This window comes from Prevotella sp. E15-22 (assembly GCF_023204875.1).
GTDB lineage: Bacteria > Bacteroidota > Bacteroidia > Bacteroidales > Bacteroidaceae > Prevotella.
In genome coordinates, this window is the sequence record NZ_CP096247.1 from 1,258,833 (window position 1) to 1,281,026 (window position 22,194).

22 protein-coding genes and 1 tRNA gene are annotated in these 22,194 nt (G+C 48.5%); 17 read left to right on the forward strand and 6 right to left on the reverse strand.

The window, feature by feature from the left end; translation table 11 throughout:
* Nucleotides 1-15: 15 nt before the first annotated feature.
* From M1D30_RS05000 to M1D30_RS05015, 4 genes are all read right to left on the reverse strand, one after another.
* The gene (locus M1D30_RS05000; protein WP_248506919.1) at nucleotides 16-975 is read right to left on the reverse strand and encodes an SPFH domain-containing protein; all 960 of its coding nucleotides are present in this window, start codon (nucleotides 973-975) and stop codon (nucleotides 16-18) included.
* 172 nt (nucleotides 976-1,147) lie between these two features.
* Nucleotides 1,148-4,411, reverse strand: coding sequence for a carbamoyl-phosphate synthase (glutamine-hydrolyzing) large subunit (gene carB / locus M1D30_RS05005; protein ID WP_371874173.1), 3,264 nt, complete (start codon nucleotides 4,409-4,411; stop codon nucleotides 1,148-1,150).
* A 43-nt stretch (nucleotides 4,412-4,454) separates the two neighbouring features.
* Nucleotides 4,455-6,068, reverse strand: a complete 1,614-nt coding sequence (locus M1D30_RS05010) for a glycoside hydrolase family 10 protein (protein ID WP_248506921.1) — start codon at nucleotides 6,066-6,068, stop codon at nucleotides 4,455-4,457.
* 42 nt (nucleotides 6,069-6,110) lie between these two features.
* Complete coding sequence (locus tag M1D30_RS05015; protein ID WP_248506923.1) at nucleotides 6,111-6,716, reverse strand: formate/nitrite transporter family protein; 606 nt, start codon at nucleotides 6,714-6,716, stop codon at nucleotides 6,111-6,113.
* A 311-nt stretch (nucleotides 6,717-7,027) separates the two neighbouring features.
* Between M1D30_RS05015 and M1D30_RS05020 the strand changes: the two genes are divergently transcribed.
* Together M1D30_RS05020 and M1D30_RS05025 are read left to right on the forward strand one after the other, a co-directional pair.
* Nucleotides 7,028-7,177: a hypothetical protein gene (locus tag M1D30_RS05020; protein ID WP_248506924.1), complete on the forward strand. Its 150-nt coding sequence runs from the start codon at nucleotides 7,028-7,030 to the stop codon at nucleotides 7,175-7,177.
* Between the two features lie 16 nt (nucleotides 7,178-7,193).
* The gene (locus M1D30_RS05025; RefSeq protein WP_248506926.1) at nucleotides 7,194-8,144 is read left to right on the forward strand and encodes a DMT family transporter; all 951 of its coding nucleotides are present in this window, start codon (nucleotides 7,194-7,196) and stop codon (nucleotides 8,142-8,144) included.
* A gap of 57 nt (nucleotides 8,145-8,201) precedes the next feature.
* On the opposite strand, the gene M1D30_RS05030 is transcribed toward M1D30_RS05025, so the two are convergent.
* Both M1D30_RS05030 and M1D30_RS05035 read right to left on the reverse strand, forming a co-directional pair.
* A complete protein-coding gene (locus M1D30_RS05030; protein WP_044110662.1) occupies nucleotides 8,202-8,750 on the reverse strand; it encodes an exonuclease domain-containing protein in 549 nt (182 codons plus the stop codon).
* Between the two features lie 151 nt (nucleotides 8,751-8,901).
* A tRNA-Arg gene (locus tag M1D30_RS05035) sits at nucleotides 8,902-8,975 on the reverse strand.
* 758 nt (nucleotides 8,976-9,733) lie between these two features.
* On the opposite strand from M1D30_RS05035, the gene M1D30_RS05040 reads away from it, so the two are divergent.
* From M1D30_RS05040 to M1D30_RS05110, 15 genes are all read left to right on the forward strand, one after another.
* Nucleotides 9,734-9,886, forward strand: coding sequence for a hypothetical protein (locus tag M1D30_RS05040; protein WP_248506928.1), 153 nt, complete (start codon nucleotides 9,734-9,736; stop codon nucleotides 9,884-9,886).
* Nucleotides 9,887-9,888: 2 nt separating this feature from the next.
* On the forward strand, nucleotides 9,889-10,077 hold the full coding sequence (locus M1D30_RS13730; protein WP_256466177.1) for a helix-turn-helix domain-containing protein: 189 nt from the start codon (nucleotides 9,889-9,891) through the stop codon (nucleotides 10,075-10,077).
* A 182-nt stretch (nucleotides 10,078-10,259) separates the two neighbouring features.
* Complete coding sequence (locus M1D30_RS05050) at nucleotides 10,260-10,472, forward strand: hypothetical protein (RefSeq protein ID WP_248506936.1); 213 nt, start codon at nucleotides 10,260-10,262, stop codon at nucleotides 10,470-10,472.
* A gap of 325 nt (nucleotides 10,473-10,797) precedes the next feature.
* Nucleotides 10,798-11,004: a hypothetical protein gene (locus M1D30_RS05055; protein ID WP_248506938.1), complete on the forward strand. Its 207-nt coding sequence runs from the start codon at nucleotides 10,798-10,800 to the stop codon at nucleotides 11,002-11,004.
* A gap of 34 nt (nucleotides 11,005-11,038) precedes the next feature.
* Entirely contained in the window at nucleotides 11,039-11,530 is a 492-nt protein-coding gene (locus tag M1D30_RS05060; protein WP_248506941.1) for a hypothetical protein, read from the forward strand.
* A gap of 19 nt (nucleotides 11,531-11,549) precedes the next feature.
* Nucleotides 11,550-12,245, forward strand: coding sequence for a hypothetical protein (locus tag M1D30_RS05065; protein WP_248506944.1), 696 nt, complete (start codon nucleotides 11,550-11,552; stop codon nucleotides 12,243-12,245).
* Nucleotides 12,242-13,507, forward strand: coding sequence for a virulence-associated E family protein (locus M1D30_RS05070; RefSeq protein ID WP_248506946.1), 1,266 nt, complete (start codon nucleotides 12,242-12,244; stop codon nucleotides 13,505-13,507). Before M1D30_RS05065 ends, M1D30_RS05070 begins: the two co-directional genes overlap by 4 nt.
* A gap of 1,120 nt (nucleotides 13,508-14,627) precedes the next feature.
* On the forward strand, nucleotides 14,628-15,242 hold the full coding sequence (locus M1D30_RS05075; RefSeq protein ID WP_248506948.1) for an antirestriction protein ArdA: 615 nt from the start codon (nucleotides 14,628-14,630) through the stop codon (nucleotides 15,240-15,242).
* A gap of 124 nt (nucleotides 15,243-15,366) precedes the next feature.
* Nucleotides 15,367-16,545 (forward strand): hypothetical protein, encoded by a 1,179-nt coding sequence (locus M1D30_RS05080; protein WP_248506950.1) that lies wholly within the window; start codon nucleotides 15,367-15,369, stop codon nucleotides 16,543-16,545.
* 275 nt (nucleotides 16,546-16,820) lie between these two features.
* Nucleotides 16,821-17,309, forward strand: a complete 489-nt coding sequence (locus tag M1D30_RS05085; RefSeq protein ID WP_248506953.1) for a hypothetical protein — start codon at nucleotides 16,821-16,823, stop codon at nucleotides 17,307-17,309.
* 63 nt (nucleotides 17,310-17,372) lie between these two features.
* The gene (locus M1D30_RS05090; protein WP_248506955.1) at nucleotides 17,373-17,795 is read left to right on the forward strand and encodes a hypothetical protein; all 423 of its coding nucleotides are present in this window, start codon (nucleotides 17,373-17,375) and stop codon (nucleotides 17,793-17,795) included.
* Between the two features lie 103 nt (nucleotides 17,796-17,898).
* Nucleotides 17,899-18,996 carry an ATP-dependent Clp protease proteolytic subunit gene (locus M1D30_RS05095; RefSeq protein ID WP_248506957.1) on the forward strand — a complete coding sequence of 366 codons (1,098 nt, stop codon included), beginning with the start codon at nucleotides 17,899-17,901 and terminating at the stop codon, nucleotides 18,994-18,996.
* Between the two features lie 53 nt (nucleotides 18,997-19,049).
* Nucleotides 19,050-20,054 (forward strand): hypothetical protein, encoded by a 1,005-nt coding sequence (locus M1D30_RS05100; RefSeq protein ID WP_248506960.1) that lies wholly within the window; start codon nucleotides 19,050-19,052, stop codon nucleotides 20,052-20,054.
* Between the two features lie 146 nt (nucleotides 20,055-20,200).
* Nucleotides 20,201-21,505, forward strand: coding sequence for a hypothetical protein (locus M1D30_RS05105; protein ID WP_248506963.1), 1,305 nt, complete (start codon nucleotides 20,201-20,203; stop codon nucleotides 21,503-21,505).
* Between the two features lie 32 nt (nucleotides 21,506-21,537).
* Nucleotides 21,538-22,179, forward strand: a complete 642-nt coding sequence (locus M1D30_RS05110; protein ID WP_248506966.1) for a hypothetical protein — start codon at nucleotides 21,538-21,540, stop codon at nucleotides 22,177-22,179.
* Nucleotides 22,180-22,194: the final 15 nt, after the last annotated feature.

Consider the following 22,194-nt stretch of genomic DNA (forward strand, 5'->3'; position numbering starts at 1 on the left):
TCAATTCTTCATTCTTTAGTGATTCAGCGTACCAGTATTGACCACGGGCTGAGCCGAGTCGTCGCCACAGAGTACCACCAGCAGGTTAGAAACCATGGCAGCCTTCTTGTCGTCGTCGAGTTCCACGATCTCCTCGCTCGACAGCTTGTCCAGCGCCATCTTCACCATCGACACAGCACCCTCCACAATCTTCTCACGAGCGGTGATGATGGCCGAAGCCTGCTGACGACGCAGCATCACGGCAGCAATCTCGGGCGCATAGGCCAGATAGTTGATGCGAGCCTCTACCACCTCGATGCCAGCCAGGGCCAGGCGCTCGTTCAGTTTCTCTTCGAGTTGGTCGTTGATCTCGTCGCCACCACCACGCAGGGTCAGCTCATGACTCTTGTTATCCTCGTCGTCGTAGGCATACTGACCAGCCACCTGACGCAAGGCAGCATCACTCTGCACACGTACGAAGCGCTCCAGGGCGTTCATCACCGAGCGCATGTCGGTGCCCACCTGACCCTGTATGCTGGCCATGGTCTGGGTGTCCACCTCGAACAGCGCCTTATAAGTATCCTTGAGTTTCCACACCAGCACCAATCCGATCATCACGGGGTTACCCGTCTTGTCGTTCACCTTGATAGGCTCGGCGTCCAGGTTGCGAGCACGCAGACTCACCTTCTTGGTGCCATAGAGAGGGTTAATCCAGTAGAAGCCCGTCTGCGAGAAGGTGCCGGCATACTTACCAAACCACGTGGCCACGCGAGCCTCGTTGGGTTCCAACTGCAGATGGCCGCACCACATCACGATGGTGAAAAACACCATCAGGATGAAAAAGCCCAGCGACCAGCCACCACCATTATGACTGTCGAGCAGCATGATGCTGAACACGATACCTAAGATAGTAAAAACTGTCAGCAGCAGGTTGACAAACAACATCAGGAATCCGTTGAACACCATTCCTTTGAACTCTAATTCTTTTGTTTCCATAATCAATAATTTTAATGTTAGTTTAAATTGATATCATTTTGATATCGCAAAGATATGGACTTTTTTCCGTTCCGCAATGGAATTAAGCAAATAATTAACCATCATTAACAAACACAAAAAATGGGCGCATCATTGGCTGATGCACCCATCGTTATGATGTGGCAAGGAGAAATTAGTTGTTATACTCCTGCCAAGACTTAATCTTGATGTCGTTGAGACTCATTGCCGTGAAGGCCTCGATAAAGGCCTTGGCCAGACGCACGTTGGTCATCAGGGGGATGTTGTGGTCGATGGCACCGCGACGAATCTTATAGCCATTGGTCAACTCGCGACTGGTGTGGTTCTTCGGCACGTTAATCACCAGTCCCACCTTATGCTGCGAAATCAAGTCCATCACGTTGTTCTTGCCAGGCTCGTCGGGCCATGCCACGGCAGTGGCCTTCACACCGTTGTCGTTGAAGAACTTCGCCGTGCCAGCGGTGGCATAGATGGTGTAGCCCTTCTTGGCCAACTGCTGGGCGGGCTCCAACAAGCTCACCTTGCCCTTGGCGCCACCCGACGAGATGAGCACCGCATCCTTCGGAATCGAGTAGCCCGTGGCAATCAGGCTGTTCAGCAGCGCCTCGTTCAGGTCGTCGCCCAGACAGCCCACCTCGCCCGTTGAGCTCATGTCGACACCCAACACGGGGTCGGCATTCTGCAAGCGGGCAAACGAGAACTGCGAGGCCTTCACGCCAATGCGGTCGATGTCGAACTCACTCTTCTCAGGCTTCTGATAGGGTGCATCCAGCATAATCTTCGTGGCCGTCTCGATGAAGTTGCGCTTCAGGATCTTCGACACGAAGGGGAACGAACGACTGGCACGCAGGTTACACTCAATCACCTTCACCTCGCGGTTCTTCGCCAGGAACTGGATGTTGAATGGTCCGCTGATGTTCAGCTCGGCAGCAATCTTATGCGCAATTTTCTTAATCTGACGGATGGTCGAGAAATAGATGTGCTGGGCAGGGAACACCATCGTGGCGTCGCCCGAGTGCACACCCGCATACTCCACATGCTCCGAGATGGCATATTCAATCACCTCGCCCTTGTCGGCCACGGCGTCAAACTCAATCTCTTTGGTCTCCGTCATAAACTTCGACACCACCACAGGGAACTCCTTCGACACCTCGGTGGCCATGTTCAGGAAGCGATGCAGCTCCTCCTCGTCGTAGCACACGTTCATCGCAGCACCCGAGAGCACGTACGACGGACGCACCAGCACGGGATAGCCCACCTTGTCAACAAACTCCTTCACGTCGTCGAAACTCGTCAGCGCGCGCCATGCAGGCTGGTCAATACCCAGTTTGTCGAGCATGGCCGAGAACTTGTCGCGGTTCTCCGCACGGTCGATGTCCACGGGCGAAGTGCCCAGCACGGGCACACCCTGTCGATGCAGCTTCATAGCCAGGTTGTTAGGAATCTGTCCACCCACGCTCACAATCACGCCACGCGGCTGCTCCAGGTCCATCACGTCGAGCACGCGCTCCAGGCTCAGCTCGTCGAAGTACAGGCGGTCGCACATGTCATAGTCGGTAGAGACGGTCTCGGGGTTATAGTTAATCATGATACTCTTGTAGCCCAACTTGCGTGCCGTGTTGATGGCATTCACCGAACACCAGTCGAACTCCACGCTCGAGCCAATGCGATAGGCACCCGAGCCCAGTACCACCACCGACTTCTCGTTATTATAATAGGTGATGTCGTGAGCAACCTTATACTGCTCGCCCTTCGTATCGCCGAAGGCAGGCACGTGCGTGTAGGTAAAGTACAGATAGTTTGTCAGCTCCGGATGCTCCGATGCCACCGTGGGGATGCGCTTCACCGAAGGCACAATGCCGCGCTGCTTGCGCAGTTTGCGCACCTCCAGGTTCTCCTTCTCCATGTTGGTCGACTTCGTCTTCAGCACAAAGCGCGCAATCTGGAAGTCCGAGAAGCCACAGCGCTTCACCTCCAGCAGCAGCTCGTCCGAGAGGTCCTCCAACTTGTCAAACTTCTGCAACTCGTGCTTCAAGTCCACAATATGCTTCAATCGCTCCAGAAACCACACGTCAATCTTCGTCAGTTCCTCGATGCGCTCAATGGTGTAGCCCTCCTCCAAGGCCTGGGCGATGGCAAAGATGCGCAGGTCGGTGGGGTTGGCCAGTTCGTTGTCCAGGTCGTCAAACTTCGTGTGGTCGTTGCCCACAAAGCCATGCATGCCCTGACCAATCATGCGCAGTCCCTTCTGTATCATCTCCTCGAACGAGCGACCAATCGACATAATCTCGCCCACCGACTTCATCGACGAGCCAATCTGTCTGCTCACACCCGCGAACTTCGTCAGGTCCCAGCGAGGAATCTTACAAATCATATAGTCCAGCGAGGGAGCCACATACGCACTCGACGTGGTGCCCATCTCGCCAATCTGGTCGAGCGTGTAGCCCAGCGCAATCTTGGCAGCCACAAAAGCCAGGGGATAGCCCGTAGCCTTCGAAGCCAGCGCCGACGAGCGCGAGAGGCGTGCGTTGATCTCGATGATGCGATAGTCGTTGGTCTGGGCGTTAAAGGCAAACTGGATGTTACACTCGCCCACGATGCCCAGGTGGCGCACACACTTGATGGTAATCTCCTGCAGCATCTTCACCTGCTCGTCGGTCAGCGAACACGTAGGCGCCACCACGATACTCTCGCCCGTGTGGATGCCCAGCGGGTCGAAGTTCTCCATCGAGGCCACGGTGAAGCAACGGTCGTTGGCGTCGCGTATGCACTCAAACTCAATCTCCTTCCAGCCCTTCAAACTCTCTTCCACCAGAATCTGCGGTGCAAAGGTGAAGGCGCTCTCGGCCAGTTCCACAAAGGCCTTCTCGTCGGGACAGATGCCCGAACCCAGTCCACCCAGCGCATAAGCCGAGCGAATCATGATGGGGAAGCCAATCTCGCGGGCAGCCTTCAGTGCGTCGTCCATATTCTCCACGGCATGGCTCACCGGTGTCTTCAGACTAATCTCGTCCAGCTTCTTCACAAAGCGGTCGCGGTCCTCGGTGTCCATGATAGCCTCCACGCTGGTGCCCAGCACCTTCACGCCATACTCCTTCAGCGTGCCGTTAAGATAGAGCTCCGTGCCGCAGTTCAAGGCCGTTTGTCCGCCGAAAGCCAGTAGGATGCCGTCGGGGCGTTCCTTCTTGATGATTTCCGTGACGAAATGCGCGTTAACTGGTTGGAAATACACTTGGTCGGCAATGCCTTCCGAGGTCTGGATGGTGGCAATGTTAGGATTCACCAACACACTCTTGATACCCTCTTCGCGCAGGGCTTTCAGGGCCTGCGAGCCAGAGTAGTCAAATTCGCCAGCCTGTCCGATTTTCAGCGCGCCCGAACCGAGTACGAGCACCTTCTTAAGATTCATTGTGTTCATTTTGTTTTCTTAGGGTTTTATGTCATTGTTTGATGTTGTATGGTCAGCGTTTGATGCTAAAGAAGCCGATGCGGTGGTTGCGCCCCTTGCGGCCCAGCGAGCGCAGTTGATAGATGCCGTTGGGCAGGTGGTCCACCTTCAGCAGGGTGGAGTAGGGCTGCACCTCCAGCTGTCGTCCGTCCATCGTCTCGATGATCACGTATTCCGCGTCGAGCGTTGCCCCCTTCTCGGGCAGCGCCACGGGTCGTCCGTCCGTGCGGCTGATGGTGGGAGCGGCATAGCGCCTGCCCGCGTTCATCAGCAGTTGCGCCGGCGCGCTCTCTTGCCCATAGCGGTTCATCGCCGTCACCGCATAGTTCATGCGCCCGTTGTTCGGCACCAGGAGGCTCGTCCTCGTCACCCTCATGGCCATCAGGTTTTCCGCCTTCGTCACGTCCACCGGAAAATCCTCGCTCGCATATATATTATATAATAGGTAGGGCGCGTCGCTCTTGTCCCGTGCTGCCTGCCACGCCAGGGTGTTGCCCTTCAGCGTCAGTTCCCCGGGCTCCGTGGGCGCCTGCTGTCCGGCCCACGTCATTGGTGGCACCAGCGCCGCAGTGCTGTTAAAGCGGCAAGTAAAGTCGTAGATGCCCTTCACGTTGTCCAGCAGGAACTTCGTGCGAAAGAAGCAGTGCCCCATGCCCAGGTCGCGCCCCACATTCATCTGTCGCGTCACCTGGTCCATCGTCCATTTGCCCTCCTTCGGGTCCAGGAAATAAATGCCCAGTCCGGGCACCACCGTGCGCCCGTTGCTCTGCTCCTGCCAGTCGATGGCAAAGGGAAAGAAGTTATTATCCTGGAAATACATCATCGGGAAGAGTCCGTCCATCAGTCCCTCCCTGAGCCATGCCTGCGCATCCTGACACACCGTGGTGCGGGCGTTCCATCCCCCCGCACGGTAGCGTCGCAGGTCGTCGTGCTTGCCAATGGGCGAGCACGTCAGCTTCACCCACGGCTTCAGACTCTTCACCGCACGGTTCACCTTGCGCACAATGTCCGTGATATAGGCCCGTCCCTGCGCCCGCGAAACCTTGATCTTCCACGTCTCCGGATAGCGGATATAGTCCAGGTGGATGCCGTCCACGTCGTAGCCCCTCACAATCTCCGTACAGATGCGCGCCAAGTAGTCGCCAGTCTCCTTCTGTTCAGGGTCCATATAGCCATCCTCGCCAATCCTCTTAATCAGCTTCGGATATTTCTGTCGCAGCTGCTTGCATCCCAGCTTGTTCCATTTGCCCACCGGGATGGTCACCACCCATGCGTGGCACTCCATGCCCCTGCGGTGACACTCGTCAATCCACAGCTGCAGCGGGTCGTATTGTGCCTTCCTGCCCGGCGTGCCCGTGATGCATCCGTCCCACGGCTCCATGTCCGAGGGATAGATTGTCGTGGCCCTCACGCGCGTCTGCACAATCACCGTGTTGATGCCCGCCGCCTGCAGTAGGTCCAGCGTGCGTATCATTTCGCGTTTCTGGGCCTCGGGCTGATACGAGTGCGGCCAGTCAATGCCGCCGATGGTCGTCAGCCACACAGCCCTCACCTCGTGCTTTGGCGCCTGAGCCCAGGCCACCATCGTGGCCAGCAGCAGGAATATCGTACAGAGTGCTTTCTTCATTGATTAATGTTTTGCCTGCAAAGATACAAAAAATCCCGTTCATTAATGCACGAACGGGACAGATTTTTCCACCAGCAACCTGTAAGCATTGCAGCCCACGAAGTTGCCCACCACCTCGGCCACATAGATAGCCAACAGTTCCGGGCCCATCATCTCGGGCACCGCCATGAAATAAAAGGCGTCGGCCACCGAGTGCGTAAAGCCACACAGGATGAACACCGGCACGCCAAACAGCAAGGGCAGGAATCGCCCCTCGCGGCCAAACTGCACGGCCGTGGTCATAATAAAGCCGCAGCCAATGGCCAGCAGGAAGCAGGGCAGGGGCCCTTTCTCCAGTCGCGAAGCCACAATAGCCATGTCGGGCGGCAGGATGTCAGGCTGCGCATAACTCAACGCCATGGCGCACACGCCGCATCCCAGGATGTTGCCCAGCAGCACCGCCGCGAGCATTGTCCAGTCGCCCTTGGCGCGAATGAATCCCGCCGTGCCCGTATAGAGTTTCAACCGATAGTGAAGAACGGCCAACAAGCCGAAAGAGAAGAGACAGGCGCCGGCCACACCCCCCACGCGGAGGTTCACCACACAGCCCACAGAAATACAAAGTCCTGCCACAAAAGCAGAACGCAAGATCTTTACATACTGATTCATGACTGCAAAGGTACTATATTTTCTTCGATTTTTCGTAGCTTCGCAGCCAATTGTTAAAGATAAAGTATTTTTTTTCATGATTTAAGATGATAATGCCATATCTCGTACCAAGCGTTGGTACGCACAGTACCAAGGCTTGGTAGCCATACTACCAAGCGTTGGTAGCCACACTACCAAGCATTGGTAGCCTGCCTACCAAGTGTTGGTAGTCACGATACCAAATTTCGGTATAATAATGAAATCATTTAATTTCTTCCCACTCATGCCTCAATGAGTGGGAATTTTCGTACCTTTGCAGAAATTTTTCGATTATGGCATACATGAACAGGTTTAACCAGACGGACGAGCACAGGCGCGACGAGCTGATTCGCATCATAGAGCACTCGGTGGAGAAACTGACACTGCAGGAACTGGAGGCGCTCTATTATGACATGACGACAAAGAGCTTTATTAACGACTGACGGAACAAAAGAGACAATGATACAAGGCAACAAGGACGGCCTGGAGACGAAAACGGGGCAGGGCAGCATCTTTCAGCGACCCGCATGGGTGGTGGTGCTGGCCCTGACGGCGGCCATGGCGTGGGGATGGGCTTTCCCACTGATTAAGTTGGGCTTCGGTGCTTTTGGCATCACGGCCGACATGACGGGCAGCAAGATGCTGTTTGCCGGCATCAGGTTTGCCATGGCGGGCTTGATTGTGCTGTCGGTGGCGCGCACTGGTGGGCGCCCGATGAGTGCGGGCAAGAAGGGCGACTGGTGGTTTGTGCTGGCCTTTGCGCTGATGAACACCACGCTGCACTATTTCTTCTTTTATGTGGGCATGTCGCACAGCGAGGGGTCGAGGGCTGCTATCCTCAACTCGCTGAGCACGTTCTTGGTGGTGCTGCTGGCGTGTGCCTGTTTTAAGAGCGACAAGTTGACCACGCGAAAGATGGTGGGCTGTGCCGTGGGCTTTGGTGGCATCATGGCACTGAACATCGGCGGGGCGGACAGTGGACGGTTTACGTGGATTGGCGACGGCATGATTATCCTGAATGCCATCTGCGGGGCGCTGTCGAACCTGATGACGCGCGGACTGAGTAGGAGGGTGGATGTGTTTGTGGGAACGGGCTATAGCCTGACCATTGGCGGATTGCTGCTCATCGTGCCTGGGCTGATGCTGGGGGGCTCGTTGCCTCAGGTCAACGTGCTGGGCATTGTGTGTCTGCTGCTGCTCATCGCCATATCGGCCATTGGCTTCGCACTCTATAACAAACTGCTGAGCGTGAATCCTGTGGGGCGTGTGGCCATCTATAACTCGCTGATTCCGGTGGTGGGGGCTGTCACGTCGTGTCTCTGTCTGGGCGAGACGTTTCACGCGAAATATGCCCTGGCGGGCGGACTGGCTGCGCTGGGCATCTATATTATTAATAAGGGAAAGAACTGATGATAGTTTGAATGGCTTCAGGGACTACCAGGACTGAACGATGCAAAGGTAGGAAATTTACAATAGATATAATGCTATTGCGGCACAGGCTTCTGCATCGGCCAAGGCATGGTGATGGTTCTGTAGGTCATAACCACAGGCAGATGCTACGGTTTGAAGCTGGTGATTGGGCAGTGATTGGCCAAATTGTCTACGGGAAGCAGTCAGAGTATCGTAGAAACGATAATCAGGATAGTCCATCTGGTACACCTTGAACACAGCCTTCAGACAACCTTCATCGAAGCGGGCATTGTGAGCCACGAAAGGAATGGTGGCAATCTGGTATCTTATGTCGTCAATTTCTTGATCAGAATAATACACTTCGACAATACGCTCCTCCAACTGCTGCCATACTTTGGAAAATACTGGCGCATCGTCTGTGTCGTCTTGTGAAATACCATGCACCCGCTGACACCAATAATTATAGTAGTTTGGCTCAGGCTGAATCAGACTGTAGAACGAGTCAACTATCTGCCCTTCACGCACCATGATTACTCCTACTGAGCAGACACTCGACGGCTCCTGATTGGCCGTTTCAAAGTCGATTGCGATGAAGTCTCTAAGCATAGATGAAAGTCCATATTATAATGCCATTTCGCAGAGTTTATCTTCTCTGATAATCTTTGTCGAACCCTTAGCCCTGCCACGGGCTAATGGTTACAAAAAGCAAAAAATAACGAGCTAAAGTAAAACTTTGCTCGCTATTCCTTGCTTTTTGTGATTCCGGCGGGATTCAAACCCACAACCTTCTGATCCGTAGTCAGATGCTCTATTCAGTTGAGCTACGGAACCTCCGTTCCTTTGTCGCAAACCATTGAATGTGATTCCGGCGGTATTCAAACCTACCTTGTAAATCAACTGGTTATAAAGAAATGTGTTACTTATTATCCAAGTGTACACATTAGCCAATTTCCTTCAAAAAGTCTTGCCTCAGTGGGCATCTCTATGCCCTTTGTCCACTTAACTAACTTAGTTAGTCTCTTAGACGGGTGCAAAAGTACACATTTTCTGTGTTACTACCAAATTATGAACCCACTTTTTGCGTTTTTTCGACTATTTTTTTTGAAATACTTACATTTTTGACCTTTTTTGTGTGAATTTTGACGTAAACTAAGTTTGTTTGTTAGGATTTGAAGTTAATTTTTGTATTCAAGTGTTTAAAAACTTAGGAGATTGAGTTAATAACTTAGTAGCAGCTGATTCATTTTTCAAAAGTGTTCATTTCGTGGAAACTTTTTACTATATTTTTGCACCACGGTTCAGAATGGACCCAATCATGTAGCTATGTGATTATTAGATAATTGAAAACTGAAATGTATGAAGAGTAAAAGAGTATCACTTACTAATGGAAAGAACAGTCTTCCATCCGTGAATTGTATTCCTGATGTCAAACCCTCCTATATATATAAGATATGTATAGTGCAATGAGAATCAGGAATAGAGCAAAGTGGTTTCGTTCCATTAAGCCAGGAGATGTATCGGAGGGATCATTTAAGAGTTGCAGTGTCTTTGATTCCATATCAGTCCAACTGACTCAGTACAATCGAACTATGGGCAGGGAGAAAGGCGTGTTTATTCATGCCAAGTATTTCCCCGACGATGCCAGCGTAGTCCTTGTGGGGGTTACATTGGAACAAAGAGAGAGAGAATTAGTCGACCGCAGTTATAGTAGTCATTGGCGCAAACTTATCAACAAGCAATAGAGATGATTTCAATAGACCGTGTAGATATTGAGGATACAATCCTTAACGCCGAAGAAGCAGGGAAACTGTTTGGCATTGAAGCATCTGCGATGTATAAGAGAGCTAAGAAGAATATGGTTCCGTCTCATAAAATGGGAAGAAAAGTGTACTTCCTGAAAAGTGAGATAGTAGCATTCATTCGTAACAATTGATATTGAAGAACTGGATAATAAAGTCCCTCCCCCGTCCTCTGGGAAGAATACGATGGAGGGCATTTTTCAAAGAGTTATGCCAGAGAAATGTCAAACATGCGAACAAGGCAGGTGCTGCATCAACGGACATTACTGCGTGAGATATAGAACATATGTTGAATTTTTAAATAAAACAATTTGCAATGAAAATCAAGATTCAAAACACAAATGAAGCATTCAGAGTCCAGGAGAGATGGAATCTGATGGATTACCTGAAGAGTGGCCTGAAGGCCGTTAAGGAAAACGGCGCAGCCATCATAGCTGCCCAGTTCTTTCTGGAGGCCTTCCCGAGATTTAAAGAGATAACAATTAGTACGGAGTTGACTGAAGATGTACAAGCCGATAATAAAGATTGAGAGAGAGGAAGACGGCAGAGTCACCTTGAAGTTCAACAAGGGCAAGTTTGAAACTCAAATGTGGTTTGACGACGAAGCCCAGTTTCAAGGGTTCCTTTTTGGTCTAAAGACTATGTTGGCCATGGGTGCCGATTCTCTAGGCTGCAGTATTCCTGTACCTGAATTAAACGATAATCAGAATGAAAATTCAGAAGGAGACCACCAGCCGGGGTGATATCGTATTCACCTACTGTAACGACGATCATGCTGAAGGGATGTGGTTCAAGACAGAAGATGAGTTCCAATTATTCGTCTCACACCTTAACATGCTGGTCGATAGCGGTGCATGTTCAATAGAAATCAAGACGTGAAGTACATCGTTACTGCCTATAACAAACTGTCTGGCGAGCGTGAGGTAATATCATCCCCACGCTCGCTGGAATTAACAAAGGCGATGATGCAAAGACGGCTGAAAGAAGTCCGGTATAAGCGTCATCAGCCTTATACTAACCTCCGCATCGAGGAAAACGTCACACAGTTAAAAATCTGGTGATGGCTTTCCTTCGTATGATAATATAAAGAAATATATGAAGCAAGAAAACGACCTATTATCAAAGATGAACCAGTTCTGGCAGTCTCTGCAGAGAGCAAACGACGAGCTGAACAGTTTCATCACATCTGGCATGCCGACCACAACAGAGAAGCGGCACAAGGATTTCGTTCGCCAGTGGAACCACATGAAAGATAAGGCCACTGATTTATGCGACCTAATTGAACAACAACAGTCTTCGGATATAGAGCCTAAGGAAGTAACACTTCCATGGGATAGCAGTTCTTTCAAGAAAGCCTGGCAGGATTGGAAAGAATATCTGGAAGAGCAGCACAATAGACGCATGAAGAGCAGGATGGAATATGCTGCCCTCGCCTATCTGAAGAAGTTGAGCGCAGGCAACGAAGCCACTGCAGTTGAATACCTGCAGTTCGCGATGGCCGGTGGCTACACGAAGTTCTTCAAGGTCACAGAGAAGAGTTATGAACAACCGACCGTAGCAGGAGGACGTGGCGATGGCGACTACTAATCAGGAATTAAAGTCCAGAATGGACTTGAAGATAGATGAAGTCATCAAGTCTCAGGAGCATGAATACATGGAGGCTACAAAGGATCTTCGCGAGTGGCATAATTCAGCACTTACGAAGAATCAGTTCTGGAAGCTTTTAAACGCTTTTGCCCGTAAATTCCTGGCTGAGCGTGGCTATTTCGAGCCGTTTGAGATAGACGACAACAACAGGGAAATCATGAATCAGATGTATCTATATGCCATCGGTTCAGAAGACTGTAAGTGGAATATTAATAAAGGAATCTATCTGGCTGGTAAAAACGGATGTGGGAAAACCATTCTTATGCATTCCTTCTGTGAGGTGCTGCATTTCATTTCTGGTAAGACTGTTGAGATGATATCAGCTTCCGACCTCTGTGACATGATAGCAGAGAAAGGTTTCAAGAGTTTCACTACACGTCCCCTTTTCATTGACGAACTGGGCCGTGAGAAGTTGGAGATGAATGCCTTCGGTAACAAAATTCGCCCCATGAAGGAACTTATTGCCAAGCGCTACAACATGGGTGCCAGGACATTCTTCACTTCCAACTTCAAAGTAGCAACATTAGCCAGATGGCGCGACGAGAAAGGAGAAATCATTGGGTATGGCTCTGAAATCGGTGGCCGTATCAGAGAGATGACAACCATAGTAGAAATGCCTGGCGAAGACAGGCGACCTAGCCAAGAGGAAAGATGAACAAGATAGAGAGAAAACAGCTCGCGGCTACTGTATCGAATAACCATTCATACAACCGCCTCGATCAGATAAAGGAATGGCTCAATGAAAACTATATCGTCAGGGTTAATCTTCTGGACCGTTCCAAAGTATCGCTAAGTCCGACACCTGAATGTTCTTTTCATTATGAGTATGCGGTTACTGAAAACGATATCCTCCTGCATGCCTTTGCAGACGAAATCAAGGTTTCGGACAAGCAGCTGAGAATGCTGCTATCGAGTCCGAATCATATGGAGTCGTTCAATCCTATATGTGACTATCTGGAGTCTCTGCGGGGGAAATACAAAGGCCCCTCGCAGATTGACCTTTTATGTACCTCCCTGCGTCTGGTGCAGGATGATAAGGAGAACAAGGACAGGGCTAATCAGATTTTACGTAAGTGGCTGGTGGCCACAGCTGCTTGTGCCCTGGGTATCCATCAGAACGACGTGGCGTTAGGACTTGTAGGAGAAAAGGCCGGTATCGGTAAGACCACCTTCTTTGAACTGTTGGTACCGCCATGCCTGAAGGAATATTATCAAGTGGCTCAGAAGGACGAAAGGCTCTTCTCCATGCCCATCAGCTTTACGCAGCGTTTCCTGCTGAACTTCGATGAGTTTGCGGCAATCAGCAAACGCAACGAAGAGGACTTCAAGCTATACATGTCAGCCAGTGTCATTGAGATAAAGCGGCCAGGATCCCGTTACGCAGAGAAAGTTCCTCGTGTCGCATCATGTTGCTTCACATCGAACAAGAATCAGCGTATGGGAGGCTTTATCAGCAAGCCGGACAACGGCCTGATGCGACGTCTGGCAGTCATAGAGGTGGACGCCATCGATGACTACCGCAAGCGCCTCGATGTCGACCAGCTATGGGCAGAGGCAATCATGCTGATTGATGGTGGCTTTGACCCCGTGTGGTCTCAAAAGGAGTACCAGGAGTTCGTTGTGGAGAATCGCCAGTACGTCGAGGAGAGCAATGCTCTTCGCCTTCTCCGTCTATACTACAAGTTGCCAGAAGCTGGAGAGAAAGGCGTCTTCAGGACTGCACGAATGATCGTAGAGGAACTGAAGGACAAGCGCAAGCTTTCATCGCAGGCGCAGCAGGTCAACGAAGTGACTGTCGGCCAGGCGCTGGTAACAATGGGCTTCAAGCCCGTTTCCCAGCGTACAGATGACGGAAAGCCGCGCTATGGCTACTTCGTCGTTCCCTCTTATGATACCGCTATTACTCAGGAAAAGTAGTTTTCTTTTCAATTTTTATATTTCTTTTTTTCGGACTGTTGGAAATCTAATCCAGCAGTCCTTTTTTTAAAAAAACAAGTTTTATTTTTATTCCGCCCACGCCTTATATTTATATATAAGTATTCTCGCCTTTGCGAATCTTCAAAAATGAAGATTTATAGATAAAAACAAGGCGCGAGAATTTTAAATTTTGGTACGAAATGTAGGTACTACAGATACTACAAGGCATTTCTGAAATCAAAAACACCTCTGATTTATAGGTATTTAGCCGTCTGTTTTTGTAGTACCCTCGTTTCTTGAAAAGCAATAAATTACCACATCTTTGAAAGGTACTACTAGTTACTACATTGCAAAGGTACTACAGAATTATCGAGGCTAACCATCATATAGTCAGGCAGTTATCCTTTTGTAGTATGTAGTACCCATATATCTTTTCATTTTTTTTTCTGAAATCCTTTCTGAAGCACTAAAGAAGCAAAGGCCTTTATCCGTCATCAATTGCAAATCACCAATGATTTTCTAATCTTTTTTCTCTTTCATCGATTCTTTTTAAGTATCAGCCACCCCATATGATAAAGTGATACATACAGAATCCACACCCCAGCGTTTAATGATTTAATAGGAATCACACCCCCTTTCTATCTCATGCCACACAAAATCAGCCCATGTGTTTATGAAGTCATCATTGCCATTAGCGTACATGGTTATAGGCAGGTAACAATCCCTTCTCCATCTTTATAGAAGCCTGACATCTATTAAGAATAGAATGCTTTCCGATAATCCTCATTTTAATAGTCCGGGCTTACTTCAATGCAGTTCTGCATAACGAATTTAGCTGTTTAACATGCCGCCCTTCTCTTGGTGTACCAGACTTTTCCCGCTGCAAATTTAATGCTCGCCGTGCACTGCAAGTACTGGTCGACGAGCTCCCGATGCCGGCAGAAATTTTCCAGCAGCCTTCCACCATTTTCGTGAGTCCACGAAAATGATGGTATTCCAGAAAATTTCCTTGCCATTCCTTGCCTTTAAGCACTTCCCTCGCCCAATTTTCAAGGCATCGTAAAAAGTCCTCTACACAGAGGGCCGTCACTAGAAGTTAAACAATTAAATTCATACAGTTATGCAGAACAATATTTCATCAAAGTTTCAAGCCCTCGCTAAAGAGGAAAAGAATTATCTCGGTAAGCTCTCTTTTCAGAAGATGTCAGTTGAGTATTATATGAATGATTGCGAGGATGGTCATCCCGCCGTTTACGTAGGTACATACGCTAAATACAATGATGGAAGCCTCTTTGGTATGTGGGTTGATTTGGTCAAGTGTGGCGATTTTGATACATTCATGGAGGTTTGTCATAATCTTCACGCTGATGAAGAGGATCCAGAGCTGATGTATCAGGATTATGAATGTTTCCCTGGTGCCTGGTATTCAGAAAGTGGTATCGATGAAGAAAGATTTGATAAAATCATGGAGTTTGCTGATTTGGATGATGATGACAGGGAAGCCTTCGAAGCGTTCTCAGATGCTTTCGGCAATGAAAGCATAGAAAGTTTCAAGGAGCGCTACATGGGTAAATGGGATTCTGAAAAGGATTTCGCTGAGCACATCGTGGATGAGTGCTACAATCTCGATAATATGATGGGCCATCTTGCTTCATACTTCGATTACGAAGCATATGCTCGTGATCTCTTCATCGATGATTATTATTTCACTGATGGCTATGTGTTCAGAAGATAATCTGGACACATAGCTAATGTTAAATTACTGCTATAATTATTAAATAATAGCCATTTTATATTTACTATATAAATAAATTGTATATATTTGTGCTCATAATAACAAACTTAAAAATATAACTATTATGAAACAATTTAAAATATCAGCATTAATAGCATTAGCTTTATTTGTTTTTAACCTAAATGCAATTGCACAGGTACAAGCTAATATTGCACGAGGATTTAACATTGTTGACAATGGTTGGAAGAAAATTATACAAAGCGGAAGTAGTGTAACAGTCTTTGCATATAAACACAAGCAAGATATTTATTCTATTGGTATTTATTCTGATGATTATGCAGGAATAATCGATTTAAAATTTTTTCCTTTTGACATAGAGGAAAAGCAGTTAAAGAAACTACCAAAAGCAGACGGAAAAGATGCAGCTGAAAAGCTAAAAGAATTCTACAAATTAGCTTGTGTTAATGCTCGTAATAATGCATTTCGAGGTTATTATAAGACAACAGCCCCTGTTTCTCTGCATCCTAAAGGGTTTTCAATTTACAATTACATAAAAATAGGCGATCCTATAACAATAATTGGGTTTAAAGAGCTGCGTGACTTTATGAATCGTCCTTATTATCGTTATGCAATTTTAAATAATGATTGTGCAGAATATTTTGAAAGCAGTGCATCAGATAATGTCGTAATAAACTTCCCACTTGGTTATCTGCCATCAACAGATGATTCGCAAGTAAAGGCAATCATTTCAAGAGAAAATATGAAAATAATAGACCGCAGACAGGCAGAAGAGAAAGCACGAAAAGAAGAACAAGAAAGAATCAAGGAGGAAGAGCGCAAAGCTACAGCAGAGAGGGAGGCAGCTGCTATAAAAGAAATAAAAGAAGAAGAGCTAGCTTTTCTGCGAAACCATGCACCGGCATATATAGAAATAGAGGGATGGCATAGGGATAGTGCTAACGGAATTTCGATTGATATTGCTTTCAAGAACGGTAGTTCTCAAAAAGTAAAGTATGTATATTTTAAAGGATATTTTTTAAATGCAGTAGGCGATAAATGTCGGAATGAAATCAACGGAAGTACAGAATGGAAATATAGAGGTGTAGGGCCAGTAGATGCGTTGCCAGACACTCCATATTATATTTACTATAATCATATAGCCCATTGGCATTTCAGTAATCCACGTTTCTATTCTGGAACAGCCAACACATTTCACCTTTCATCTGTTACAATTGAATATATGAATGGAAAAAAGACTGTTCTTAGTGGTGCAGAATTAAAGAAAAGAATGAGATATATGTAATACTTATATTGGTTCCGGTTAAAAGAACAGGTTCTAGTAGCTGGAACCATTAAATTTGCAACTTTAATCCGCATAAAATCAAGGCGACTCCTAAAAGGGTCGCCTTTCCTGTCTTAGCAAATATGCATCACTTGTATTACCTTTGCCCATGGAATTCAGGAATAATCCTGGGTCAAACAACAAAATATCAGAAATATCAACAGATTTTTAAGAAATTCTTATTGTAATTGTTTGATTTTTAGTATCTTTGTAACATATTTGTAAAGTAATACATTATGAGTGATTATTGTGTATATCTGAAGATGCCATCTTACCTTCGCCAGTGGTTTATTCACCGTCATGGCGGCGGTAATCCTGTGCAACTAATCCGTGGTTCCATCGAAAGCAAACTTCTCCAGCGGGCTACTATCCGTATGCCGCAAGGTGTCATGCCCCCGCGTCAGCAAGAAGGAGAAGTTGCCATCAACATTCCCTATTCGAAGTCCCACGACCCACGTCTGTATAACTACATCACCGATACGGGAAAGAACGCTCTTATCGCTCGTATCAAGGAAGATTTCGATATAGACGTCTGGGAGTACCTGCATGATTTCGGGAAAATCGGTGCTCAGCAGAAAGACCTTATCTACCTCTTCATGGAGCAGCGCGGTATCAAGGAGGACGGCACCTGCTGGGACGCCATCGCAAAGATATACCAGCGCCTCAGAAAGAACTATCTCACAAATAATTCAAAAAAATCTTCACGACTTCAACCCCATTATTGAGAAATTTCGACAATGGAAGAAAAGGAAGAAAAGGCAGAAAAAGCAGAATAAAACTATGAGGCCATGAGTAAATGTGTATCTCTCCCAGGAATTACCAATGTGTCGTATATCGCATATGACGACCTTCCAGATGATGTTGTCTACCGCTCAGTAGCGGGAATCCCCATCAGCTTGGAAGTTGTACCCGACGAAATCACCATGAAGGGTGAAGCCGTCTGTGAGGTGGAACAGTCGTTTGACAACAATAGTCATATTGAAAAGGCAAAATTGACGTTTCTTTCGCTCGATGACGTGCCTACCTACAATCATCCGGCATTCGTCATCAAGACGGTCAATGGCGAGACATATCTTATAGGTAGCAAGGAGCGGCCATACCCCACCGTCAAAATCACCAGTTCTACGGGTCAGCCAGACGGTGACACCTCCGTCAGAAAGTTCGAGGTTTCCTTCACAGCAAAGAAAGCCCTGGCACTTTGTACTGAGTGATTTTCCTGCTCCTGCAGCTTGATATGTGGCAAAGAGGCGATTCTCACCGTCTTTTCGCCACATTTTATATCTATGTACCTTTGCGCCATAATTCATACGCATTATGGCAACCAACACAAAAACTAATTACCAACTTCACCTGAAGGGCTTCGTCGGAGGTTATGACTTCGATGCTGACTATGTGGACTACATTCTCTCCAAGCATGAAGGGAAAGAAGTCCACGTCCTGATTGACTCGCTGGGGGGCAGGTCAAACACCGCCCTTTCAATTTTCTCGGCATTCAAGCGTCACGGCAATGTAAACGTGCATTTCGTGGGCATGAACGCTTCTGCTGCTACCATCGCTTCACTCGGTGCCAAGCACATCACGATGGATTCGTCAGCCATGTATCTTGTTCACAAATGCAGCGTAGGCTTCCTTGAATGGGGACAGATGAACTCGGACGACCTGCAGGCGCTCATTGACAACATCGAGCACCAGAAGGCCGACCTCGACAAGCTGGACGCTAACATCGCCCAGATGTATGCCACACGCTGCAAGAAGGACAAGGCTGACCTTCTCGACCTGATGAAGCAGGGAGGCTGGCTCACCGCACAGGAGGCGCTTGCATGGGGCTTCGTGGACGAACTGACTGACTACGAGGACGAGGATGCCCCCGTACTCACCGACACCATGGCCAGCGCCATGTCAGCTGCAGGCATTCCTATTCCAAATATGCCTACTATGCACCTGACTGCGCAGGACCAGTCTGCATTCGCCAAGTTCCTGAACGCGCTGACTCAGTGCTTCAGCAATTCTAAGAAACCAGAACTTATTAATTCACAAACCGTAAACCCAATGAAAAAGATCTTCACTTCTATCTGTGCTATCCTCACTTGCGAGCACCTGCTCAGTCAGGACGGCAAAATCACACTTGACGACGCTCAGCTGGATTCTATCGAGTCGGCCATCAGCGCGGACAAGCAGACCATCAACGACTTGAACGCCCAGATCCAGACGCTCAAGAACGAGAAACAGACACTCACAGAGGCTAACACACAGCTTCAGGCCGAGGTAAACACGTTAAAGAAAAAACCAGGTGACACTACCGCCCACGTGGTTAATGACCAGCACCAGCAGCAGAACGTTGAGAAGACGGAAGCTGAGCTGTACTTCGAGTCACGTGCCAATGCGCAGTCACTCTTCGACGCACTGCCTTAACCTCTTGACATCAACTCAAAACTAAACATCAACCATTAAACCTTATCATTTTTATGGCAGGAAAACTTCAATTTACTCTGGAGGAGTATCAGGACGCGGCTCGTAAGTACCGCAAGGACCTCCTCATGCTGCCCATCATCGGTATTCAGGACACATTAAAGTTCATGACTGGCCGACCGGGCATCCGTTACAAGGAGAGTGTGGCAGCACTCAACGGCAACGCTCAGTTCGCCCCCTACAAGCCCACACGTCGTTCTAGCTTCAATCTCGACCTGGACTTCCGCACACTGGAGACATTCTTTGGTTCGGTAGTGGCTCAGTTCGAGCCTAACAGCGCCATCTCCACCCTTCTTGGCGCCATCGGCGACACCAAGGGCGACGGTCAGATGCAGGCACCCACAGCCAAGCACGTACTGGCTCTGATTGCCAAGTCATTGTCGGAGAACCTTAACAACGCCATCTGGGCAGGTAAGCGCAACGCCTCTGGTGACACCACCCTCGACCTCTTCGACGGTTTCGACACCATCACCGAGCAGGAAATCAAGGACGGAAAGATTGCCAAGGAGGAAGGCAACTATATGAAGTTCACCGACGCAGTCACCACCGCAAACGCCGTGGATATCGCCAAGTCGGTTCTCTTCTCCCTGGATCCTCATCTTCGTGCTCAGACTTGTTACATGTACTGCTCACAGGACTTCGCCGACAAGTACAACGAGGGCTATCTCTTGACTCATGCGGGTATCAACTACAACAACCAGTATAATCAGAACGCCGTCGAAGGTTCTAACGGCAAGCTGATTCTCTGTCCGCTGGCCAACAAGGCTGACTCTAAGTTCATCCATGTTTCTCCAAAGATCAACATGCTTGTCGGCTACGACCAAATGGGTGATACGGAGAACGTTATGGTCAAGGAGTATGAGCCATTCATCCTCTCGTATATCGCCACCATGTTCTTCGGCTGTCAGTTCGAGTCTATCGACAAGCGCCGCCTGAAGGTCATTGAAATCGGTGCTCCTGCTCAGGGAAGCGCAAACGCTGGAGAAGGTGGCGAAGGTTAAACAGAATCTGACACTCATGTAATAATCTGTTGTTCTTCATATTATTAAAACCTTTTTCATTTTCGTCTGAGTTTTGGGGAGCCGGTACCTGTGAAGGCTCTGACTCCCATTTTCTTTTAAATCAATAACCCTTAAACATTATAAGTATGCCTGATTGTTCATCAGTACAAAGATCGCTCGCGTGGTGCCAAGGCAAACCCGAGCTTCCTGGCGTAAAGCGCCGTATTTATTACATTTCCAAGTATGACATCCTGCAGTGGCCTACGCTTCAGCACGATGCTAACGGCCGACTGACTTCTGCCACTTATATAGGCGACTTCGTCCTGCGTGCCGACGCGAAGTGGAAGTTTATCGATATCATCTCCGACAAGTCTCAGCTGACTTCTGAGGCTCAGGGCGAGTACCCATCGCAGACCCAGCTGAACAAGCTGGTAGCCGTTCATCCGGGTGTTGACCAGGAGGCATCTGCAGCAGCTGCTTACCTGAACAACAACGATAACGTATTCCTCGTGGAGGATATGCGTGGCGCTGTCCGTGTCGTTGGCTCTGACAAATGGCCAACAAAGACCTCAGTTGCCCAGGATCTGGGACAGGGTGCTACAGGTTCCACCTCTACCACCATCAATGTGGAAGCCACCGACGAGTGCCCAGCACCTTTCTATTCTGGTTCTATTGATACAGACGACGGCACGTTTACTGCAAACCCTAATCCGGCCACTGGCAGCGGTAACAACTCTGGCAGTGGCAACAATAGCGGAAATGGGAATAACTCCAGTTCGCAGAATCCCACTTACAACAGTACCGTTGTAATCAATGGTCAGTCACGCAGTGTTAGCAAAGGTAGTACCATTAGTATAAGTGGCAACCTGACTTCTATGAAGTTCAGTGGTTCTAACATGTCATACCTCTCTTATATAGCTGGTAATGAGATGGAGACCGAGATTGAAATCAACGCCGCAGGCACATCAGCTACTTGCACAGATGTAATCACCGCTCCTAAGACAGTTAAGATTTACCGTCAGGAAGGAACAGGCGACAACAGATATGATGTACTCTGGTTCACTATCACCCTCACTTCTTCAAGCTCTTCAGGCAGCAATACTGGTGGTAGTACAGGAGGCAGCACTTCAGGCGGTAGTACCGTAGTAATTAATGACGCTCAATACCTTGAGGCGTATGTCAATGGCTCAAAAGTTGACCCAGCAAAAGGTACTATAACTATCTACAACAGTTTCTCTTCTCTCAAAGTCACTGGTGTCAAGATGTCTCGTGTTGCTCTCTGGGTAAGTGGAGAGGACGAAGATGTTGGAATCGCCATGAATGCTAATGGTACGGAGGCAACATGGGGTGGCAGTGGATCAGTCCCAATTAAAGCTCCTAGAACCATTGATATATATGCCGGTTATAAGAAGTGGTTCACCGTCAATATAGTTGAGCCAAATGGCGACTAGTCTAAGAAACAATATTAAGTAATCAAAAGAGAATGCGCACTCCAATAGATATGGGCGACCTGCTATCAGAGATAGAAGTCCCTGATATCGGGAGTGCGCAGCTTGCTCTAAAAGATATTCAGGCAAAGCGCGAGCAGGATATATTTGCTGAACAGAAGCGCAAAGGATGGGATAAGACGGTGGAAGCGCGTTGCGACTTCACACCGCGCCCCCGCCTGACACGCCGCTCTGGCCTGTTCTTCCTCTCGTACTGGCAGAAGTCTGTCTATGGCCGAACGCTCACTGATATCAAAGCCGATGACAGTATGGTTCCGTTCTTCGCCACCACGATGGTCTCATTCGTTCATGAGCTTATCGGACCTGACCTCTCGAAAGGCTCCTGGTGCATCATCACCACGCCTAAGCGACGTCACCTTGTGAAGAACTTTGCCACCCGCATTTCGGAAGATATAGCAGCACGTCTTGACATCCCGTTTTACGAGGATGTTTGCTCTTGCCGAACCAAGCAGCGCGTAGGTGCCATCTTCGATGTGAACATCGTTCCAAAGGAGCAGAACATCATCTGTTTTGATGACTTCGTGACCACTGGTCAGACACTTCAAGCTATGCAAAGAGCACTTGAACCATTTAATAAGAACCTCCTGTTTCTCAGCGGGATAAATAACAAACTCTAAAGTAAAACATAACTC

Excerpts from the sequence above, each read along its gene's own strand:
- M1D30_RS05105 (WP_248506963.1), top strand. The coding sequence starts at position 20,201 with ATGCCTGATTGTTCATCAGTACAAAGATCGCTCGCGTGGTGCCAAGGC.
- M1D30_RS05110 (WP_248506966.1), top strand. The coding sequence starts at position 21,538 with ATGCGCACTCCAATAGATATGGGCGACCTGCTATCAGAGATAGAAGTC.
- M1D30_RS05095 (WP_248506957.1), top strand. The coding sequence starts at position 17,899 with ATGGCAACCAACACAAAAACTAATTACCAACTTCACCTGAAGGGCTTC.
- M1D30_RS05080 (WP_248506950.1), top strand. The coding sequence starts at position 15,367 with ATGAAACAATTTAAAATATCAGCATTAATAGCATTAGCTTTATTTGTT.
- M1D30_RS05075 (WP_248506948.1), top strand. The coding sequence starts at position 14,628 with ATGCAGAACAATATTTCATCAAAGTTTCAAGCCCTCGCTAAAGAGGAA.
- M1D30_RS05065 (WP_248506944.1), top strand. The coding sequence starts at position 11,550 with ATGGACTTGAAGATAGATGAAGTCATCAAGTCTCAGGAGCATGAATAC.
- M1D30_RS05015 (WP_248506923.1), bottom strand. The coding sequence starts at position 6,716 with ATGAATCAGTATGTAAAGATCTTGCGTTCTGCTTTTGTGGCAGGACTT.
- M1D30_RS05050 (WP_248506936.1), top strand. The coding sequence starts at position 10,260 with ATGAAAATCAAGATTCAAAACACAAATGAAGCATTCAGAGTCCAGGAG.
- M1D30_RS05060 (WP_248506941.1), top strand. The coding sequence starts at position 11,039 with ATGAAGCAAGAAAACGACCTATTATCAAAGATGAACCAGTTCTGGCAG.
- M1D30_RS05040 (WP_248506928.1), top strand. The coding sequence starts at position 9,734 with ATGGGCAGGGAGAAAGGCGTGTTTATTCATGCCAAGTATTTCCCCGAC.
- M1D30_RS05020 (WP_248506924.1), top strand. The coding sequence starts at position 7,028 with ATGGCATACATGAACAGGTTTAACCAGACGGACGAGCACAGGCGCGAC.
- M1D30_RS05100 (WP_248506960.1), top strand. The coding sequence starts at position 19,050 with ATGGCAGGAAAACTTCAATTTACTCTGGAGGAGTATCAGGACGCGGCT.
- M1D30_RS05030 (WP_044110662.1), bottom strand. The coding sequence starts at position 8,750 with ATGCTTAGAGACTTCATCGCAATCGACTTTGAAACGGCCAATCAGGAG.
- M1D30_RS13730 (WP_256466177.1), top strand. The coding sequence starts at position 9,889 with ATGATTTCAATAGACCGTGTAGATATTGAGGATACAATCCTTAACGCC.
- M1D30_RS05010 (WP_248506921.1), bottom strand. The coding sequence starts at position 6,068 with ATGAAGAAAGCACTCTGTACGATATTCCTGCTGCTGGCCACGATGGTG.
- M1D30_RS05070 (WP_248506946.1), top strand. The coding sequence starts at position 12,242 with ATGAACAAGATAGAGAGAAAACAGCTCGCGGCTACTGTATCGAATAAC.
- M1D30_RS05025 (WP_248506926.1), top strand. The coding sequence starts at position 7,194 with ATGATACAAGGCAACAAGGACGGCCTGGAGACGAAAACGGGGCAGGGC.
- M1D30_RS05055 (WP_248506938.1), top strand. The coding sequence starts at position 10,798 with ATGTTCAATAGAAATCAAGACGTGAAGTACATCGTTACTGCCTATAAC.
- M1D30_RS05090 (WP_248506955.1), top strand. The coding sequence starts at position 17,373 with ATGAGTAAATGTGTATCTCTCCCAGGAATTACCAATGTGTCGTATATC.
- M1D30_RS05085 (WP_248506953.1), top strand. The coding sequence starts at position 16,821 with ATGAGTGATTATTGTGTATATCTGAAGATGCCATCTTACCTTCGCCAG.
- carB (WP_371874173.1), bottom strand. The coding sequence starts at position 4,411 with ATGAACACAATGAATCTTAAGAAGGTGCTCGTACTCGGTTCGGGCGCG.
- M1D30_RS05000 (WP_248506919.1), bottom strand. The coding sequence starts at position 975 with ATGGAAACAAAAGAATTAGAGTTCAAAGGAATGGTGTTCAACGGATTC.